This is a genomic window from Mumia spirodelae, from assembly GCF_050632745.1.
In the GTDB taxonomy this organism is placed as follows: Bacteria; Actinomycetota; Actinomycetes; order Propionibacteriales; family Nocardioidaceae; genus Mumia.
Map to the genome: position 1 here is coordinate 1,671,051 of NZ_JBODSD010000001.1, position 19,703 is coordinate 1,690,753.

Annotated in this window: 14 protein-coding genes and 1 tRNA gene; 7 read left to right on the forward strand and 8 right to left on the reverse strand. The window is 71.6% G+C overall.

Annotated elements, in window-relative coordinates:
- Positions 1-36: 36 nt before the first annotated feature.
- Positions 37-1,251 (reverse strand): branched-chain amino acid ABC transporter substrate-binding protein, encoded by a 1,215-nt coding sequence (locus tag ACQSSQ_RS08180; protein ID WP_431326538.1) that lies wholly within the window; start codon positions 1,249-1,251, stop codon positions 37-39.
- 251 nt (positions 1,252-1,502) lie between these two features.
- Positions 1,503-1,585 (reverse strand) — tRNA-Leu (locus tag ACQSSQ_RS08185).
- Positions 1,586-1,626: 41 nt separating this feature from the next.
- On the opposite strand from ACQSSQ_RS08185, the gene ACQSSQ_RS08190 reads away from it, so the two are divergent.
- A complete protein-coding gene (locus ACQSSQ_RS08190; RefSeq protein ID WP_431326539.1) occupies positions 1,627-2,277 on the forward strand; it encodes an ANTAR domain-containing response regulator in 651 nt (216 codons plus the stop codon).
- Positions 2,278-2,338: 61 nt separating this feature from the next.
- Here the strand turns inward: ACQSSQ_RS08190 and ACQSSQ_RS08195 are convergent, their stop codons facing one another.
- Positions 2,339-3,085, reverse strand: a complete 747-nt coding sequence (locus tag ACQSSQ_RS08195; RefSeq protein WP_431326540.1) for a DUF554 domain-containing protein — start codon at positions 3,083-3,085, stop codon at positions 2,339-2,341.
- 140 nt (positions 3,086-3,225) lie between these two features.
- Here ACQSSQ_RS08195 and ACQSSQ_RS08200 point away from each other — a divergent pair, with 140 nt between their 5' ends.
- Complete coding sequence (locus tag ACQSSQ_RS08200; RefSeq protein ID WP_431326541.1) at positions 3,226-3,837, forward strand: GNAT family N-acetyltransferase; 612 nt, start codon at positions 3,226-3,228, stop codon at positions 3,835-3,837.
- Positions 3,838-3,910: 73 nt separating this feature from the next.
- A complete protein-coding gene (gene polA, locus ACQSSQ_RS08205) occupies positions 3,911-6,610 on the forward strand; it encodes a DNA polymerase I (RefSeq protein WP_431326542.1) in 2,700 nt (899 codons plus the stop codon).
- Positions 6,611-6,660: 50 nt separating this feature from the next.
- On the opposite strand, the gene ACQSSQ_RS08210 is transcribed toward polA, so the two are convergent.
- On the reverse strand, positions 6,661-7,863 hold the full coding sequence (locus tag ACQSSQ_RS08210; protein ID WP_431326543.1) for a lipopolysaccharide biosynthesis protein: 1,203 nt from the start codon (positions 7,861-7,863) through the stop codon (positions 6,661-6,663).
- A 37-nt stretch (positions 7,864-7,900) separates the two neighbouring features.
- Here ACQSSQ_RS08210 and ACQSSQ_RS08215 point away from each other — a divergent pair, with 37 nt between their 5' ends.
- Positions 7,901-9,433, forward strand: coding sequence for an MmpA family trehalose lipid delivery protein (locus ACQSSQ_RS08215; protein ID WP_431326544.1), 1,533 nt, complete (start codon positions 7,901-7,903; stop codon positions 9,431-9,433).
- Positions 9,434-9,440: 7 nt separating this feature from the next.
- Here the strand turns inward: ACQSSQ_RS08215 and ACQSSQ_RS08220 are convergent, their stop codons facing one another.
- Positions 9,441-10,385, reverse strand: a complete 945-nt coding sequence (locus ACQSSQ_RS08220; protein WP_431326545.1) for a decaprenyl-phosphate phosphoribosyltransferase — start codon at positions 10,383-10,385, stop codon at positions 9,441-9,443.
- Between the two features lie 75 nt (positions 10,386-10,460).
- Between ACQSSQ_RS08220 and ACQSSQ_RS08225 the strand changes: the two genes are divergently transcribed.
- Positions 10,461-10,589 carry a hypothetical protein gene (locus ACQSSQ_RS08225; RefSeq protein WP_431326546.1) on the forward strand — a complete coding sequence of 43 codons (129 nt, stop codon included), beginning with the start codon at positions 10,461-10,463 and terminating at the stop codon, positions 10,587-10,589.
- 15 nt (positions 10,590-10,604) lie between these two features.
- On the opposite strand, the gene ACQSSQ_RS08230 is transcribed toward ACQSSQ_RS08225, so the two are convergent.
- Positions 10,605-11,720, reverse strand: coding sequence for a glycosyltransferase family 4 protein (locus ACQSSQ_RS08230; RefSeq protein ID WP_431326547.1), 1,116 nt, complete (start codon positions 11,718-11,720; stop codon positions 10,605-10,607).
- Between the two features lie 89 nt (positions 11,721-11,809).
- Between ACQSSQ_RS08230 and ACQSSQ_RS08235 the strand changes: the two genes are divergently transcribed.
- Both ACQSSQ_RS08235 and ACQSSQ_RS08240 read left to right on the forward strand, forming a co-directional pair.
- The gene (locus tag ACQSSQ_RS08235) at positions 11,810-12,556 is read left to right on the forward strand and encodes a class I SAM-dependent methyltransferase (RefSeq protein ID WP_431326548.1); all 747 of its coding nucleotides are present in this window, start codon (positions 11,810-11,812) and stop codon (positions 12,554-12,556) included.
- Positions 12,523-16,632, forward strand: a complete 4,110-nt coding sequence (locus ACQSSQ_RS08240; protein WP_431326549.1) for an alpha-(1->3)-arabinofuranosyltransferase — start codon at positions 12,523-12,525, stop codon at positions 16,630-16,632. Before ACQSSQ_RS08235 ends, ACQSSQ_RS08240 begins: the two co-directional genes overlap by 34 nt.
- On the opposite strand, the gene ACQSSQ_RS08245 is transcribed toward ACQSSQ_RS08240, so the two are convergent.
- Positions 16,521-17,711: an acyltransferase family protein gene (locus ACQSSQ_RS08245; RefSeq protein WP_431326550.1), complete on the reverse strand. Its 1,191-nt coding sequence runs from the start codon at positions 17,709-17,711 to the stop codon at positions 16,521-16,523. The two genes, ACQSSQ_RS08240 and ACQSSQ_RS08245, sit on opposite strands and share 112 nt — an antisense overlap.
- The gene (locus ACQSSQ_RS08250) at positions 17,708-19,543 is read right to left on the reverse strand and encodes a hypothetical protein (RefSeq protein WP_431326551.1); all 1,836 of its coding nucleotides are present in this window, start codon (positions 19,541-19,543) and stop codon (positions 17,708-17,710) included. The genes ACQSSQ_RS08245 and ACQSSQ_RS08250 overlap by 4 nt, the downstream gene beginning before the upstream one ends.
- Positions 19,544-19,703 lie beyond the last annotated feature (160 nt).

Genomic DNA, 19,703 nt, shown 5'->3' on the forward strand with positions numbered 1-19,703 from the left:
GGATCAGACGGACCCCCTCCGTTGGCAGCTTGGTCGTTACTCGATCACGCCGACCGAGACGATCGCGCCGTCCTGCACCTTGTAGCCGTAGACGGGAAGCTCCGTGAGCTCACCGGTCTCGTCCCACTTGAACTTCTTGCTGATGCCCTGGGCGTCGTAGTTCTTGACCCAGTCCTTCAGCTTCGCGCGGTCCTGGTTGCCGCCGTCGATGCCCGCGAGCAGGATCGTCGTGGCGTCGTAGCCCTCGACCGAGTACGTACCCGGCGCAGCGCCGTTGGAGACACCCTTGTAGGCGTCGGCGAAGCTGGTGATCAGCTCGCCCGGGATGCACGGGCAGGTGAAGTAGGCGTTGCTCGAGGCATCGCCGGCCTGGTCGATGAACTGCTGGTCCTTGACGCCGTCGGGGCCGATGAAGATGCCCTTGTAGCCCTTGCCGACCAGCTGCTGGTTGAACGGAGCCGCCTCGGCGTAGTAGCCCGAGTAGAACACCGCGTCCGGCTTCTCGGCGAGGATCTTGGAGATCGTCGCGGAGAAGTCCTTCTGACCCGTCGTCACCTTGTCGGTGCCGGCGAGGTTGTCGCCGAGCGCCTCGGTGGTCGAGGTGGCGAGGCCGATGCCGTAGTCGGAGTCGTCCTGGACGACGTAGACCTTGTCGGCACCGAGCTTCTCGGCGAGGACCGGGACGGCCGGGCCCTGGACGTTGTCGTTGCCCAGACCACGGAAGAACGTCGTCCAGCCGTTGGTCGTCAGCAGCGGGTTGGTCGCCGACGGCGTGATGTGGACGAGTCCGGCCTGCTCGAGGATGTTGCCGGTCGCCTTGGACTCACCGGAGAACGGCAGGCCGATGACGCCGATGATGTTCTCGTCGTTCGTCGCCTGGGTCACCGGGCCGGTGGCCTTGTTGGGGTCACCCTCGGTGTCGAACTTGCGCAGCTGGACCTGGCAGTTCGCGTTGTTCTCGTTGTGCTCGTTGATCGCGAGCTGAACACCGTTGAGGATGTTGATGCCCAGCTGGGCGTTCGGGCCGGTCTCGGCGCCGATGTAGGCGAGGGTCGTCGTCGCCGGGCACTCGGCGTTGCCGTCACCCGCGGGCTGGACGGCGTCCGAGGGCGCCTCGATTGCAGTCTGCACCTCGAGCTCGGGTGCAGCGTTGTTGTCGTCGCCGCTGTCACCGTCGTCGGTGTTGGCACAGCCCGCGAGGGCAAGGGCCAGCACCGCGGCGGCCGCGAGCGCCTTCGTGGAACGAGACACGGTGGTGTCCTCCGATTCGTCGTGGCCCGGCCCCGGATGTGTCCGGGGCGGACGTTTTGCGTCCCATGCAGTAACTGCATCGTTGTAGCACAGGGAAAGCCGCTCGAACCGTGAAGATTCCAAGCCGTTATGAAACGGTTGGAAACCCTTCCGACCCGGTTGTCCCGGTCAACGATCCTGTGCGACGTGGGAGCGTAGACGACCGATGTTGCACGAAGATTTCTCGGGGCGCCTCTGGAAGAGGGGTGAAGTGCCGGGTGCGGGACTCGAACCCGCACATCCTTTCGGACAGTGGTGTTTGAGACCACCGCGTCTACCATTCCGCCAACCCGGCTCGCGCCTCGGACCCCGACGGGCGCGGGATAACCTTCTCACGTGACTTCTGCGCAGAGCACCCCTGGTACGCCGTCCCCCGTCCGCCGCGTCGTCATCGCCGAGGACGAGGCGCTCATCCGTCTGGACCTCGCCGAGATGCTCGCGGAGGAGGGCGTCGAGGTGGTCGGTCAGGCCGCCGACGGCGAGCAGGCGGTCGCCCTCGCCGAGGAGCTGCGGCCCGACCTCGTCGTGATGGACGTCAAGATGCCGAAGCTCGACGGGATCTCGGCCGCCGAGCGGATCGCGTCCCAGCGGATCGCCCCCGTCGTCATGCTCACGGCGTTCAGCCAGCGCGAGCTCGTCGAGCGGGCGCGCGACGCCGGCGCCATGGCGTACCTCGTGAAGCCCTTCAGCAAGTCCGACCTCGTGCCGGCGATCGAGATGGCGGTCAGCCGCTTCGCCGAGATCGCCGCGCTGGAGGCCGAGGTCGCGGGCCTGGAGGACCGGCTGGAGACGCGCCGGGCCGTGGAGCGCGCCAAGGGGCTCCTGCAGGAGGCGCTGGGGATCTCCGAGCCGGCGGCGTTCCGCTGGATCCAGAAGACTGCGATGGACCTTCGCCTGCCGATGCGCGCCGTCGCCGAGGGCGTCGTCGAGCACGGTCCCGCACTCGGTGGCGCGACCGGTCCGGAGAGCGCGGCCGACCCGCAGTAGGGGAGCAGCCCCCCGCCAGAGCAGGATCGGCCAGAGCAGGATCGGTCAGCGCAGGACTCGGTCAGCGCAGCCAGATCACCGACTGCACGAGGAGCGGGGCGACCAGCAGCGCGGGGATCATGTCCCCGACCGCCACCGGGCGGATGTTGAGCAGCCGCAGCCCCACGCCCACGAGCAGGACGCCGCCGGTGGCGCTGAGGGCGACGACGTGCGGCTCGGGCACGAACGAGCCCATGACCGCGCCCAGCAGCGTGAAGCTGCCCTGGATCACGCCCACGGCGATCGCCGAGGCCATCACCCCGGCCCCGAGCGAGGCCGCGAAGGCGATCGACGCGAAGCCGTCGAGGGCGGACTTGAGCAGCAGCTGCTCCGCGCCGCCGCCGAGCCCGTCGGTGATCGAGCCGAGGATCGTGAGCGGACCGACGCAGAAGACGAGGGACGCGGTCACGAACCCCTCCACGAACCGCGCCCGGGCTCCTTCGTCACCGCTGCCTCCCAGCCGGGCCTGCAGCCAGCCTCCCGAGCTCTCGAGGCGGTGCTCGATCCGCAGCAGCGAGCCGACCACGCCGCCGATCACGACCGCCCCGAGGACGATGAGGACCGGCGCGCTGGGTCCGACCGCGTCGGAGAGGACCCGGTCGGTCACCGCGACGGCGGAGAGCCCCGCGATGAGGAGGGTGACGAGGCCGAGGCCGTCGGTGACCACCGCCCGCGTCCGCGCGGGGAGCCGGTTGCCTACCAGCAGGCCGATCCCCGAGCCGACGAGGACGGCGCCGACGTTGACGACCGTTCCTGCTCCGACGAACACGTCTCCCCTTCCCGGACCCACTGACAGCGAGGCCCGCCACGGCGTAGTGTTTCACCCCGAACTCGACACCAGGCCGCTCGGTTCGGGCCCCGCCCGCAGGAGCGTGACGTCGCGGGCTCGCGCTCGCGGGAGGAGGGGTGGTGGCACGTCTGCCGCTTGAGGTCCGTGAAGCCCGTCCCAGCGACGCCCGTGGCCTGATCGACCTCTGGTCCGCCTGCGTGGCGGACGGTGCCTCCCTCACCGACGCGACCCAGGTCGTCGCCGAGTGGGACGAGCCCTCCGAGGACGAGGCGACCGAGGCGCTCGGCCGCCTCGACGACTCCTCCTCACGGCGGCTCTGCGTCGCCGTGTTCGGCGACCGCGTGGTCGGGGCGATCCAGGTCGACCTCTCCGCGGCGACCCCGCTGCACCTCCGTACGGTCGTGGTCGTCAGCGAGCTGCACGTGCACCCCCGCTACCGCCGCAAGGGCATCGCGTGGTCGCTGATGAACGTCGCGGTGGACTGGGCGGAGCAGGTCGACTCGAGCCTGGTCTACGCGTGGGCGCCGTCGGCCTCGCGCGACGCCCACCGGTTCCTGACCCGCATCGGGTTCGGCCACTACGCGACCGTGCGCGCCGCCAAGGTGCGGGTCCTGAGGGCGCGCGCGGCCGGTCGTACGGCCGCCAGCCGCGGCACGGGGCGCCTGATCGCGGTGCGCCGCTCCCTGCGCCGTACCCACGACGCGCTGGCCCGGGCCGGCCTCCGCGACTGAGCCGTCACGCGACCTCGCCGCGGGCGTCGTCGGCCGCCCGAACGCTGTCGGCACGGCCCGTTAGAGTCGGTGCGTGGACTCGACCAGCACCGCTGACACCGCCACGGCCGACTCCGGCCGTCTGCTCCTCATCGACGGCCACTCGGTGGCCTACCGGGCCTTCTTCGCCCTGCCCGTGGAGAACTTCTCCACGACCACGGGGCAGCACACCAACGCGGTCTACGGGTTCACGTCGATGCTCATCAACGTCCTCCGCGACGAGCAGCCGACCCACCTCGCCGTCGCGTTCGACGTGTCGCGCCAGACCTTCCGCAGCGAGGAGTACGCGGGCTACAAGGCCAACCGCTCCAAGTCTCCGGAGGAGTTCAGCGGGCAGGTCGCGCTGGTCAAGGAGGTCCTCGACGCGCTGCACGTGACCTACCTCGAGCTGGAGGGCTACGAGGCCGACGACATCATCGGCACCCTCGCGACGCGGGCCGAGCAGGACGGCTTCGAGGTGCTGATCTGCACCGGCGACCGCGACGCCCTGCAGCTCGTCACCGACCGGACGACGGTGCTCTACCCGCGCAAGGGCGTCTCGGACCTGGCGCGCATGACCCCGCAGGCGGTCGAGGAGAAGTACGGCGTCCTTCCGGAGCGCTACCCCGACGTTGCCGCTCTCGTCGGTGAGACCAGCGACAACCTCCCGGGCGTGCCCGGCGTCGGCCCCAAGACCGCCGCGAAGTGGCTGGCCCAGTTCGACGGCCTCGAGGGCCTGGTCCGCGACGCCGACAAGGTCCCCGGCAAGGCCGGCCAGTCCTTCCGCGACCACCTCGGCGACGTGGTCCGCAACCGTCGCATCAACGCACTGGTCCGCGACCTCGACCTGCCGGTGACGACGGGCGACCTCGCCATGCAGCCGTGGGACCGCGACGCCGTGCACCGGGTCTTCGACGGCCTGGAGTTCCGGGTGCTGCGCGACCGGTTGTTCGAGACGCTCTCGACCGAGGAGCCAGAGGCCGAGGAGGGCTTCGAGGTCGCCGGCGAGGTGCTCGGCGAGGGCCAGGTCGGCCCGTGGCTGGCCGAGCACGCCCCGCCCGGGGTCCGCGTGGGCGTCCAGGTCAGCGGGTCGTGGGGCCGCGGCACCGGCCGCGTCGACGCCCTCGCGGTCGCGACCGCCGACGGCGCCGCCGCGTGGTGGGACGTCGCCGCGCTCACGCCCGAGGACGACACCGCGGTCGCGTCGTGGCTCGGCGACGCGGAGCGGCCGAAGGTGCTGCACGACGCGAAGGGGCCGATCCTCGCGCTCCGCGCCCAGGGCTGGGCGGTGGACGGGGTCGCCAGCGACACGGCGCTCGCGGCCTACCTCGCACGCCCCGACCAGCGCTCGTACGACCTGGAGGACCTTGCGCTGCGCTACCTCAAGCGCGAGCTGCGCGTGGAGGACCACGGCGACCAGCTGACGCTCGACGTCGCCGACGACGCCGCCGCGCAGGACGCGATGCTGCAGGCGGCCGCGGTCGTCGAGCTCGGGGCCGCCTTGGACGAGGAGCTCGACAAGCAGGGCGGCCGGACGCTGCTCGACACGGTCGAGCTGCCGCTGGTGCAGGTGCTGGCCGACATGGAGGAGGTCGGGGTCGCGGTCGACGGCGACGCGCTCGAGTCGCTCGAGGAGGAGTTCGCCACCCGCGTGCGCACCGCCGCCGACGAGGCGTACGCGGTGATCGGCAAGGAGATCAACCTCGGCTCGCCCAAGCAGCTGCAGGTGGTGCTCTTCGACGAGCTCGGGATGCCCAAGACCAAGCGCACCAAGACGGGCTACACGACCGACGCCGACGCGCTGCAGCAGCTCTACGTCAAGACCGAGCACCCGTTCCTGCTGCACATGCTGGAGCACCGCGACGCGACGCGGCTCCGGGTCACCGTCGAGGGGCTGCGCAAGACCGTCGCACCGGACGGGCGGATCCACACGACGTACAACCAGACCATCGCCGCGACCGGGCGCCTGAGCTCGGCCGACCCCAACCTCCAGAACATCCCGATCCGCACCGCCGCCGGACGCCGCATCCGGGAGGCGTTCGTCGTCGGCGAGGCGTTCGAGACGCTGCTGACGGCCGACTACAGCCAGATCGAGATGCGGATCATGGCCGACCTGTCCGAGGACCGGGGCATCATCGACGCCTTCAACTCCGGTGCCGACTTCCACACGATCACCGCGTCGCGGGTGTTCCAGGTCGAGCCCGACGCGATCGACGTCGGCATGCGGTCGCGCATCAAGGCGATGAACTACGGCCTCGCCTACGGGCTCTCGTCGTACGGCCTGAGCCAGCAGCTCGGGATCGAGACGCGCGAGGCGCAGGCGCTCATGGACGAGTACTTCGCGCAGTTCGGTGGCGTCCGCGACTACCTGCGCGGGGTGGTCGACAAGGCTCGGCGGACCGGGTTCACCGAGACGATCATGGGTCGCCGGCGCTATCTCCCCGACCTGACCAGCGACAACCGGCAGCGGCGCGAGATGGCCGAGCGGATGGCCCTGAACGCCCCCATCCAGGGGTCGGCCGCCGACATCATCAAGGTCGCGATGCTGGGCGTCCACCGCGCCCTGCGCGAGTCGGGCCTGGCGTCACGGCTGCTCCTCCAGGTCCACGACGAGCTCGTGCTCGAGGTCGCGGCAGGGGAGCGGGACGAGGTCGAGAAGCTGGTCCGGGCCGAGATGGCCGCGGCGGCGACCCTCGCGGTGCCGCTGGACGTCTCGGTCGGCGTGGGCCGGTCCTGGCACGAGGCCGGGCACTAGCCCGCCGGGCCGGTCCAACAGGCCGGTCCAACAGGCCGGCTCTCGCCGGGTCAGCCCGGTGCGCGGTTCGACAGCACCCAGGCCGCGATCGCGACCACGGCGGCCGTGACGACCATCGTGATCACGACACCGGCGACGTGCAGCGGCGCCAGCAGGATCACCGCGGCGGCGATCGCACTGGCGCTCCAGAGCACGGCCACGATGCCGTGCGAGCGGCGGGCGAGAGCGTCGAAGACGAGCAGCTGCACGATCGCGAGCAGCGACCCCTCGAGCGCGAAGAGCCAGAGCAGCGGCTCCACCTCCGCGTACTGCTTCCCCCCGACGAGCACGAGCGCGAGCCAGGGGAGCAGCGCCGTCGCTGCCGTCGCGCACAGGCCGACGAGCGCGACCGCGCCGGTCGCGAGCCGCCGCGCGCGCTCGGGTCGGGCGCGCGCGAGCCGCGGGAACGCGACGATCCCGACGAACTGGGGGAGGAAGAGCGCGGCCTTGGTCAGGATGAGTCCTGCCCCGTACAGGCCGCTGTCGTGCGGCGTCAGCGCCACGCGGGCGAGGAGCGCGTCGAGGTTGCTGAGGACGAGGTAGGCCAGCATGGCGTGGGACCCCGCCAGCACCTCCCACGCGTAGCTGCGCGCCCCGGACAGCCCGCCGGGACGGAGGAACCGTGCGCACACGATCACGGGCAGCCACGCACCGACCATGATCCCGGCGACCGCCGAGGTGGGGGTGGCGCTGATCGCCATCGCGGCGGTGCCGAAGACCACGCGGCCGACCCCGCTCATGATGTACACGGCCGACAGCGACGTCCAGCGGTGCTGTCCCTGGGTGATGCCCGCGAGCGCACCCATCAGCGTCAGCGGCACGACGGCGCCTCCGCACAGGACGACCGGCCACACCGAGTCGAGCTGCAGGATCTCGGCGAGCAGCGGACTGAGGACGACCAGCGCCACCCCGACCCCGACGCCCAGCGTCGCGGAGACCGCGGTCGCGGTGCCGGCCACACGGTCGGCGCTGGCCGGGTCGACCGCGATCCGGCGCGCCGTCGTCGTCTGGACTGCCAGCGACGCGACGTTCGCGACGAGGATGACGCCGAGCAGCGCGGTGAGCGCCCCGAAGGACGCCGGGATGAGCAGGCGCGCCGCGAGAAGGGTGAACGCGTAGGCCCCGACGTTCTGGATCGTCATCGCGACGGCGATCCGACCTCCGGCGCTGACGGCGGCAGGGGCGCGCGACGGTTCAGGAGGGGGCGCAGGCACGGACCCGATATAACCATGCGTGATGGAGCGACGTCGCGTGAGGAGCGCCTGGCCGTGGGTCATGGCGCTGCTGGTGTGCGCGCCGATGCTGGCGTGGGGCTACGTCCTGTCGTACGACATGGTGTTCGTCCCTCGGCTCGACGTGACGCGTCCGGACGTGTGGGGCCTCGGGTCGGCGATGCCGAGAGCGGTCCCGTCGGACGCGGTCGTCGCCGTCCTCAACCTGGTGATCCCAGGCTGGCTGCTGCAGAAGATCGTGCTCGTCGGCGTCTTCGTCGCGGCCGGCGCGGGGGCTGCGCGGATGCTCGAGCGCTTCGGGCTCGGTCCGCAGCTGGCCGGGACCACATGGTTCGTCTGGAATCCCTACGTGGCCGAGCGTCTTGTGATCGGGCACTGGCCGCTCCTGGTCGCCTACGCGGCGCTCCCGTGGCTCGTCGTCGTGTGCCTGCGGGTCCGGGCGGGGGAGCGGGTGCGGTGGTGGCGCTTGGTCCTTCCGCTCGCGGCGACCGCGCTGACCCCGGCGTCGGGCGTGATCGGCGCCGTCCTCGTGGCCTCGGTGTGCGGACGCCGCTGCGCACGGGCGCTCGGTCTGGCGCTCGTCCTGAACCTGCCCTGGATCGTCGCGGGGTTCGCGCACCCCGCCGTGGGGCGCAGCGACCCGGCGGGCGTCGAGGCGTTCGCGCTGCAGCCGGAGGCCGGGCTCGGACGCGTCGGCGCGGCGCTCAGCCTCGGCGGGATCTGGAACGTCGACGTCGTCCCCGACTCGCGCGACCTGCCCGCGGCCACGATCTTCTGCCTCGTGCTGTGGGCGGTGATGGCGGTCGGTGCCGTCGCGGCCTGGCGTCGCCCCCGACGACGGACGGTTCTCCTTGCGCTCGTGCCGGCCGCGGCGGTGGGCCTGGTGGTCGCGCTGCTCGGCGCCTTCGTCCCCGATCTCCTCGGGTGGGTCGTGGAGAACGTCCCCGGTGGCGGCCTGCTGCGCGACGGGGCCCGCTACCTCGCCCTGCTCGCCCCGTTGCAGGCGTACCTTGTCGCCTCCGGTGTGGAGGCGCTGACGACTCGGCTGCGAGAGCGCTTCGCCCGGTGGAGCGTCCTGGCGGTCGCGGTCCTGCTGCCGATCGCCGTGATGCCGGACCTTGCATGGGGTGCGGCGGGACGGCTCCAACCAGTCTCGTACCCGAAGGAGTGGGACCAGGCCCGTGAGGCGATCGCCGACAGCGACGCCGAGGGAGACCTGCTGGCCCTCCCGTTCAGCTCGTTCCGCGCTCCGGCCTGGAACGACGGGCGTGTCGTCCTGGACCCGGCCGGGCGCTACTTCCCACGGGAGACGGTGGTCAACGACGACCTCGTGATCTCCGGCCGGGTCGTCGCGGGGGAGGACCGCCGAGCCCAGGCCGTCGGGCGCGCCCTCGACTCGAGCGACCCGGTTGCCGGGCTGCGCGAGGAGGGGATCGGCCTCGTCGTGGTCGAGCTGGACGCGTTCGGCGCCGACGAGCTGGGGAGCCTGCTGGCTGCCCTGGATCCCGTGTTCACGGGCGACGAGCTGGCCGTGTACGCCGTGCCGGAGTGAGTTCGGCTCAGGCCGCGACGCCGAGGGCGAAGGTCACGAGCCAGATGAGCCCGATCGACTGCAGGACGCGGTCGCGGAGCACGATGTCCTCAGGCTCACCCGCGAGGCCACGGTCGATGTCGACGGAGTAGCGGAGCAGCCCCAGCACGAACGGGGCGATGGAGATGGCCTGCCACGGCACACCGGAGCTGGGCGAGATCTCGAAGGCCCAGAGGCTGTACGCGGTGATCGTGACGCCGGCCGCGAGCCCCCAGACGAAGCGCAGGTACGACTCGGAGTAGAGCTCGAGCGAGCGACGCGTCCCGGCGTGGCTGCCGAGAGCGTGGAACTCGGAGTAGCGCTTGCCCGCGACCATGAAGAGCGAGCCGAAGGCGGCGACGAGCAGGAACCACTGCGACAGCACGACACCGGTCGCGACGCCGCCCCCGACGGCGCGGAGCAGGAACCCCGACGCCACGACCGCGAGGTCGATCACCGCCATGTGCTTGAGCCACAGCGCGTACGACACCTGGAGGGCGGCGTAGATCGCGAGCGTCAGCCCGAGCCGCCAGTCGAGCGCGGTCCCGGCCCCGATCCCGACCGTGGCGAGGACTCCGCCGGCGAGCAGTGCGGTCGGTGGTGACACCTCGCCCGCGGCGATCGGGCGCATCGACTTCAGCGGGTGCCGCCTGTCCTCCTCCGCGTCGCAGACGTCGTTGACGAGGTAGACGGCGGCCGACACGAGGGTGAACGTCACGACGGCGAGAACGACGCGGACCAGGACCTCGGGCTCCGTCAGGACCCCCGCCGCCAGCGGTGCCGTGGCGACGATGAGGTTCTTCAGCCACTGGCGCGGCCGCATCGAGACGAGCAAGCCGGCTGCGGGCGTCCGTCGGGGTCGGTTGGGGCTCATGGTGCGGCTCACACTAGAGGATCGGGCCCTCGAGACGAGTTCTGCCGTGATGTTGGTCATCCGGCCCAACTGGCTGGTAACCTGGCCGCTCAGACTTCAGGAGGGATGAATCTCGTGGGTAGTTTCCTTGGCGGTGTGGCCGCCATCGTCGTCGGTGCCGGCCTCGGTGCGGCCACGGTCGTGGGCGTCGTCCAGACGCAGGCGGCCGACACCAACCCGACTCAGCCGACGACGCAGGTCGTCGACTACGGGTCCAACGGCTGACCGACCCCGCAACACTCACCGAGAAGGCTTCGCCAGGACGCTGGCGAAGCCTTCTCGCGTCTGCGCCCAGGTGAAGACCCGCGACTTCTCGTAGGCGCCCTTGCCCAGACGCTCGCGGTACTCGTGGTCGCTGAGCATCCGGCGGACCGCGTCCACGAAGTCGGGCCGCTCGTCGACGAGCTCGCCCGACTCACCGTCGTCGACGGACTCCTGGGTCCCGCCGGCCGACCGGTAGGCGATCGTGGGGGTCCCGTGCGAGCCGGCCTCGCCGACCACCAGACCCCAGCCCTCCTTCAGGGAGGGGAGCACCATGAGCCACGAGCTCGCGTAGACCTCGTGCTTGGTGCGCTCGTCGACGAACCCGGTGAAGACCACGCGGTCGGCGACGCCGCGCTTCTCGGCGTACGCACGCAGCTCTTCCTCCCACCAGCCGTCGCCGACGACGGTGAGCTCGAGGTCCGGCATCTCGGTCAGCTCGGCGACGGCGTCGATCGCGTGCTCGACCTGCTTGTGCGGGACGAGCCGGCCGACGACGCACATCGACGGGTGCTCGGAGCGGCGTGCGTGCGTGACCGGGCTCGGGTCGGTGCCGTTGTGGACGATCGAGATCCGGTCCGCGTCCACACCGAGGGCGACCAGCTCGTCGCGGGTCGCGGTCGAGACCGCGACGTAGCGCGAGCGCCGGTAGAGACGGGGGGCGAGCCGTGACTCGATCCACCAGCCGATGCGTCCCGTCAGACCCGGGTAGACGACCGGCCACTGCTCACGGTGCACGTGGTGGACGAGCACCACCACCGGCTTGCGGGTCGCGAGCCGGGTGAAGAAGGGGAGCCCGTTCTGGACGTCGACCACGACGTCGACGCGTCCGAACCGGCGCAGCAGCAGACCGAGGAACGCGAACGCGTACACGGCCATCTTGTCGCCGCGCCGCACGAAGCGGATGCCGTCGCGGACCTCGTCGCGGGGGGCGTTGTCGTGGGCGGCGCAGAACGCCGTCACCTTGTAGCCGCGCTCCACGAGCCCGAGCGCGACCTCCTCCACGAACCTCTCCGAGCCGCCGCCCTCAGGGTTGCGGGTGTCGCGCCAGTTGCAGATCAGCACGTGGCCCGAGGTGGTGTGGTGCAGCGACATGAAACTTGGTCTCCCTCCCAAGAGCGCCAAGGTTACCAGCGAGTTAGGTATGTCACGATGCCCTCAGGCTCGTCGGTTATCGTCGGCGCGTGACCGCACCGTCCCTCCCGGCCCCGTCGCGTCCGACCCTGGGTCGGTCGATCCGTCTGTTCCGCGCGCACCGCGTCGAGCAGACCGATCCCGACCACTTCTACGGGATGCTCGCGGCCGACTCGGTCGGTCAGCTCTCGCGGTACGGCGACCTCCGGGGTCAGCGGGTCCTCGACGTCGGCGGCGGTCCGGGGTACTTCGCGAGCGCGTTCCGTGACGCGGGCGCCACGTACACCCCCCTCGACTCCGACCTGGGCGAGCTGTCCGGTCTCGGCGACCCTGAGCCCGGGACGGTGATCGGGAGCGGGATGTCTCTCCCGTTCCGCGATGGTGCCTTCGACGTCACCTACTCCTCCAACGTGCTCGAGCACGTGCCCGAGCCCTGGACGATGGCCGACGAGATGCTCCGGGTGACGCGCCCGGGCGGTCTCGTGTTCCTCTCCTACACACTGTGGTTCGGACCGTGGGGCGGCCACGAGACGGCGCCGTGGCACTACCTCGGCGGCTACCGCGCCGCCGACCGCTACGCCCGGACTCACGGCAAGCGGCCCAAGAACGACTTCGGTACGTCGCTGTTCGCCGTCACCGCCGGCGCGGGGATGCGGTGGGCGCGGTCCCAGGACCAGGCGGAGGTGCTCGAGCTGATGCCGCGCTACCACCCGCGCTGGGCGTGGTGGACCCTCCACGTACCCCTCCTGCGGGAGGTGACCACGTGGAACCTCGCGATCGTCCTGCGCAAACGCTGACGCGCGACGGAAGGCTGACCTGGCGGTTCCGCCTCGCCGCGGTCAGCCTCGGCCTGGTCGCCCTCGCGTTCGTCCAGACGCCGGGTCGGATCCTGACCGACACCAAGCTCGACCTCGTCATCGACCCGGGGGGCTTCCTCGGCCGTGCTCTGACGCTGTGGGACCCGGTCGGCGCGTTCGGGCAGGTCCAGAACCAGGCGTACGGCTACCTCTTCCCGATGGGGCCGTTCTTCCTGCTCGGCGACCTGGCTCGGCTCGAGCCGTGGGTGATCCAGCGCCTGTGGTGGTCGCTCCTCCTGGTCACGGCGTTCCTCGGCATCGTCAAGCTGGCGGGCGCGCTGCGGATCGGCGCGCCGTGGGCACGGATCGTCGCCGGGCTCGCCTACGCCCTGTCGCCGCGGATGCTGTCGGTCATCGGCCCGAGCTCCATCGAGGTCTGGCCGATGGCGCTGGCGCCGTGGGTCCTCGTCCCGCTCGTGATCGGGATGCGCCGGCACGACCCCCGTTGGATGGCGGCGCTGAGCGCGCTCGCGGTCGCCTGCGTCGGCGGCGTGAACGCGGTCGCGACATTCGCGGTGATCCCGCTCGGCGCGCTGTGGCTGCTCCTGGCGCCCGCGTCGCCGCGCCGCCGCTCGATGATGATCTGGTGGCCGGTGTTCGTGCTCCTCGGCACGCTCTGGTGGCTCGTACCGCTCTTCCTGCTGGGGGAGTACAGCCCGCCGTTCCTCGACTACATCGAGAGCGCCTCGACGACGACGTTCGCGGCGACCTTGTTCGACGCGCTCCGCGGAACCAGCAACTGGGTGCCGTACGTCGATGCCAACTCCGTCGCCGGGAACGACCTCCTGCGCTCGATCGGCCTGATCGTCAACGGCGCCGTGGTCGTCGCCCTGGGCATCGTCGGCGTCGCCCGGCGCGGGACGCCGCACCGTCGCTTCCTCCTGTGCGGCCTGGTCCTCGGCCTGGTGCTGCTGACCTTGGGACACACCGGCGTGGTCCACGGATGGGGCGCGGAGTCCGTCCAGCACGCGCTCGACGGCCTGCTCTCGCCGCTGCGCAACACCCACAAGTTCGACCTCGTGGTGCGGATCCCGCTCGTCCTGGGCCTCGCCGCCGTGCTGTCGGGGATCGGCGCCAAGGTGCGCGACGCCGACGGCGCGCGGACGCTGCGGACCGGCGTCGCGGTCCTGGGCGTCGCAGCCGTCGTGGGCGCGACGGTGCCGGCATGGACCGGCAACCTCGCCAACCGCGGGACCTTCGACAGCGTCCCGGGCTACTGGCGCGAGGCCGCGACCTGGCTCGACACGCACGACTCCGGTCAGCGGGCGTTGCTCGTGCCGGCGTCCGCGTTCGGTGACTACCTGTGGGGCAGGACCGGGGACGACGTCCTCCAACCGCTCGCCGACTCCCCGTGGGCGGTGCGCAACGCGATCCCGCTCGCTCCGGGTGGCAACATCCGCACGCTCGACGCGATCGAGCGACGGCTCGCTTCCGGCGAGGGGTCCGAAGGCCTCGCGCGCTTCTTGGAGCGGTCGGGCGTGCGCTACCTGGTGGTGCGCAACGACTTGTCGGGCGGCACCGAGCACACCGATCCCGAACGCGTCTACGCGACGCTCGCCGACACGCCGGGGGTGACCTCCGTGGCGCAGTTCGGTCCCACGATGGGCAGCCCGGCTGTCCTCACCGACGAGGACGGCGAGGACGTCCTGATCAAGGACGGCTGGCAGGCCGTGCGCCCAGCCGTCGAGATCTTCGCCGTCGGATCCTCGGGCCGCAGCCCGGTCTCCGTCCAGGACGCCGAGAGCACACCGGTCGTCGCCGGCGGTCCGGAGTCCCTCCTGACGCTCGACGAGCTGGGTGACCTCGGCGGCTCCGCGGTCCTGGCGGACGACCTCGTGGGCGAGGAGCGTCCCGAGCAGGTCGTCCTCACCGACGGGGCGCGTCGCCAGGAGGCGGCGTTCGGCCGGGCCGAGCAGAACCGTTCGGCGTCGCTCGCCGAGAACGAGCCGTACTCGCTCGACCGACCCGTGCACGACTACCGCGTCAGCCCGCACGAGCGCTTCGTCTCCGTGCCGCGCCTGGTGGGTGCGACGCGGCTCACCGCGTCCTCCTCGCAGTCGGACGCGGGTTCTCCGGGGCCTGTCGTGCCGGGTGAGCAGCCGTGGTCCGCCTTCGACGGCGACCCTCGGACGACCTGGCGGGCCGGGGCTGGTGACGCGGAGACGTCGTGGCTCGAGCTCGAGCTCGGCGGGCCGGCAGACGTCGACACGATCTCCGTGACGCTCGACCCGAGCGCCGAGCGGGCGCGTCGCCTGACCGTCCGTACCGACGCAGGCGAGGTTGCCGTCACGGCGCAGCCCGGGGTGGCGACGACCGTCGACCTGCCCGCGGGCGCGACGAGGAGCATCCGCGTGGCCGGCGCGGCCTCCGCGTTCGACCCGCTGGCGCTGACCGAGGTCGAGGTGCCGGGCCTCGAGGTGACGCGGCCGCTGGTGATGCCGCGCCTGCCGTCGGACTGGGGCGCCCCTGACGAGATCGTCATGACCGTCGACCAGGCGTACCGCTCGGGCTGTCTCGACGTCGAGGGCGCCACCCGCTGCGTGGCGGACCGCGAGGAGTGGGGCGAGGACGGTCGTGTGCTGGATCGCGAGCTCGAGCTCGGCGGCGACGCCTCGTACGACGTCCGTCTCGAGGTGGCCCCGGTCGGCGGTGCCGCCTTCGACGCGGCCGCCCAGCAGGGAAGACTCGCGGTCGCCGCTGCGAGCTCGTACCTGGTCGAGGACTCCCGCAACAGCGTGGTCCGCGCGATCGACGCGAACCCGGACACGGGCTGGGTCGCCTCCGCCGACGACACCGATCCGACGCTGACGCTGGCGTGGGTCGGTGAGCGCCGGGTCAGCCGGGTCGCCGTGACGACCCATCGCGACCTGTCCGCGTCCGAGCCGCGCGAGGCCCGGCTGGTGTTCCCCGACGGGACGGAGCGGGAGGTCACGTTCGTGGACGGCGTTGCGCAGTTCGCGCCGGTCCGCGCCCAGTCGGTCGAGATCCACTTCGGCGCCACGGACGAGCGCGAGGTCGTCGACGCCTTCGGCACCAGGACGCCCCTCCCCGTCGGTGTCAGCGAGATCCGGTTGCCGTCCCGCCGTGCCGTCTTCCCTCAACCGCCGCGCGCCGACGACCTCGTCGGGCGGTGCGGCAACGGGCCCGCGGTGGAGATCGACGGACGGCGCTTCGAGACGCGCGTGCGCACCTCGGGGGCCGACCTCCTCTCTGCACAGTCGTTCGCCGCTGAGATCTGCGGGATCCGCCAGGTCGACCTGACGGAGGGCAAGCACCGCGTCCGCATCGTCGGCAACGACGTCTTCCGTCCGCTCTCCCTGACGCTCGGCGGACTCGACGGTACGGCGGAGTCCACCGCGGCTACCCCGACCACGTGGGGACGGACGTCCAGGACCGTGCCGCTCGACGGGCGCTCGCCGTCGGACCGGCTGGTGACCGTCGCGGAGAACGGCAACGCCGGTTGGGACGCGCCCGCGGGCGCGACTCCCGTCCAGGTCAACGGGTGGCAGCAGGGCTGGGTCGTCGACGGCGACCAGGAGAAGCTGGCGCTGACCTACGCGCCCTCGACGCGCTACCGTGCCGCCCTGGTCTTCGGCGGCCTCACGTTCCTCGCGCTGCTCGCACTGACACTGCTCCGCCGCCGGGTGCGCTCGAGCCGACCGGAGGAGCGGCGGGGCAGGAGCTGGGGCGTGCTCGCCGGCGTCTGCGTCGCCGCGGGCCTGCTCGCCGGGACGGTCGGCGTGGCGGTCGCCGTCGTCGCGTGGCTCGTCGGCGGCGTGGTGAGAGCCCGTTCCGACGAGGCGATCGCTTGGCTGGCCGGCGCCCCGGTGCTCGTCGCGACGGTCGCGTACGCCGTACGGCCGTGGGGGACCGACACCGGCTGGGCCGGTGACATCGCGTGGCCTCAGCTGCTGGTCGTGGCCTCGCTCGGGCTGCTCTCCGCGGCCGTCGTGGGCGGAGTGCGCCTCCGGCCGACGTTGCGCAGGCGCAGGGCGGGCAGCTCGACCACGCGGTAGAGGACCTCGGAGACGAGCAGGCTGCCCACCAGCGTCAGCGCGAACAGCTCGAGACCCGGTGCCGAGAACAGCTCGTAGTCGCGCCACGTGAACACGAGGTGGAGCACCACGAGGTGGCAGCAGAAGAGGCTGTACGAGATGAAGCCCAGGTGCCGCAGCGCCGGGACGGACAGCACCCGCTGGAACGCCGTCGACGGCTCGGCGAAGATCGCCGGCAGGACGAGCAGGCCCGCGGCGACGGCGTACAGGACGTTCTTGACGACCGCCTCGGTCGCCGACGGAGGCTCGAGGAGCACCGGGCCCGCGACCGGCGTGCTCGCGACCAGCAGCACCGCGCCCGCGGCGAGCCACGCCGTCCACGGCGCGGCGGCGAGCCGCCGGACGAGGGTGGACCGCTCGATCTCGGCGACGGCGAAGGCGATGCCGACGCTGAACCAGCTGAGGTAGGAAGGCAGCCACTGGCCTGGCGAGGACAACCCACCGAGGACGTCGGTCCCGGAGAGCGCGACCCACACCCAGCTCAGCAGCGACAGGACGCCCAGCACGACCAGGAGGGCGACCGGTCGCCAGCGGCGACGGCACACCGTCCGCGCCAGCACCGCCATGCCGAGCGGCAGCAGGACGTAGAACGCCACCTCGGTGGACAGGCTCCACATCTGCGTGAGGCCCGGGGTGAGCTCGCCGCTGTAGAGACGCGTCAGCGTGAGGTTCTCCAGCCAGTCCGCAGGCGACGCGGTGTCGTTCTCCGGAAGGAGGGTGAGGGCGGCGACGACCGCGACCCAGTAGACGGGCAGGATGCGCAGGGCGCGGTGCCAGAAGTAGCGACCGGCGGGAGGGAGCGTACGGCGGGTCGCCTGGGCCGCGAGGTAGGGCTGGCTGAGCAGGAACCCGGAGAGCACGAAGAACACGGCGACGCCGAAGTCCATCCGCGCGGTGAGCGCGCCGAGCGTGCCCTCGCTGTAGAACCCCGCCCAGAACGCGACGTGGGTCGCGACGACCGCGACGGACGCGATGGCGCGCATCGTGTCGAGCGCGGGGTAGATCTTGCGGTGCTCCCGCTCGTCGGGACGGTCCTTCATCGCTCCATCGCTTCCAACGTCCCCACCGTCACTCGGTCCACGCACACGTTACGCCCCCCGGCGTCGATCGACACCGCGTCGATGCTGCCGACCGTCGGGAGGAACAGCGTGTGGAGCCCCCGCTCGAGGTGCACGCGGTACGCGTTGTCGCCGGCGGACACGGCGGCGTACCCGTCCTCGCCCGCCAGGTAGCCGATCGCCATCCAGAAGGGGTAGTCGAACGTCGCGCCCTCGAGCGGGATCGTGACGGCCTCGGCGCCGGCGAGCGAGTAGCCGCAGCCGTCGATGGGTCCGGGGACCGAGGCCACACCGGGGACCACGACCGCCTGGGACACGACCCCTTCGTCCGAGAGCATCATCAGGTCGTTCGCCACCCTCGGCGTCGTGAACCGGTCGCCGAGCGGCGCGAACATCCACGACGGGAGGTTGTAGGGGGTGTTGACGTTCCACATGACCTGGTCGGGGACCGGCACGTCGGCGAGCTCGGGCCGGTCGGTCTCCTCGATCGACGCGATCGCGGTCAGCCCGAAGTCCTTGGTGGCGTTGCCGTCGTGCCACGGACGGGCGTACGTGACCGACGACCACGTCGAGGCGGCGACGTACGCGACGAGCACGCCGACGACGAAGCCTCGTGCCAGCCGGAACGTCACCAGGGGCCGAGGGCGGCGTGCGGACGACTCGACCGCGCCCCGCAGCGGCATCATCGCGAGGGCCAGTGCGAGGGCGAGCACGCAGGTCGCGTCGGACAGGTAGCGTGCCTCGTTGCCGCTGATCGCGCCGAACGAGCCCGAGCGCCCGACGGCGATGATCCCGTAGCCCAGCAGGAGGTAGGGGATGGCGATGACCAGAGAGCGGAGGGCACGTACGCGGGTCGCGTACAGGTAGCCCCATCCCGCCACGACGGCCAGCCACGACAGGGTCACGAGGACCGTCGTGGGTGCGGTCACCGACCGAGGGCCGTCGTTGAGGAGCTCCCAGGACCACGACAGACCGCTCAGACCCGTCCCGAGCGTGTCGAACAGCATCGACTGCGCCAGTGCCGGGTAGTCGGTGTCGCCAGTCCCGGACTCGCGAGGCATGTGGAGGAAGTACATGACGAGGTACGCGGTGCCGAGCGCCGCGTACGTCAGCCAGCCCCAGAGGTAGCGGCGCACGACCGCAAGGAAGCGCCGACCGAGCGGGCCGCTGCCGAAGTAGAGGAGGGCGAGGAGGCCGAACACCATCGGCAGCGCGATCGCCTTGACGTAGAAGAGCATCCCGACGGCGCAGACGAGGGTCGCCAGCAGGGCGTAGCGGTAGCGCCGCGTCCGCAGGTAGGTGACGTGCGCGAGCACGCCCAGGAAGATGCAGCTGTGCAGCGGGATCTGGTTGATCATCGCCGCGTACCAGGTGAGGCTCGGGATGCTGAGGACGCTGAACAGGTAGAGCGTCAGCGGGACCAGGATCGCCGGACGGTCGCCGAAGAGCTTGCGCAGCATCCACCAGCAGCTCAGGCTCGCCAGCGCCTGGAGCACGATCGTCTGGAGCGCGGCGAGCCACCACGCGAACGGGCCGCCCCAGGTCACGACCTTGACCAGGACGAAGCTCAACGGCATGAAGTGGACGTTGTGCGGGCGCAGGTACCACGCGAGGTCGTCCTCGCCCCGCGCGATGTCGGTGAGGAACTGGAAGTCGTCCTCGAAGAACCAGCTGCCGCCGACGACCCAGGTCCGCAGCGCCAGCTGCACCACGATCAGCGCGAGAGCGACCGCGGTCACCTTCTGGGCGCGCGACAGGTCGGCGGGGATCCAGCCACGGACCGCCCGCTTGGTGTCCGCGGCAAGGGTGCTCACCGCAGGGAGTCTAGTCGCGGGGGTGCTCCCACCCGAGCCGTTCCCCGGTCTCTGCAGGCCTGGAGTGGCGGACTTTGCGGAATCGTTGTAGTCGTGCATGTCACCCGAGGGCTACTGACTGGTAGTGTCTCCCGCGTCTCAACGACTGTGAGGGAGTTCA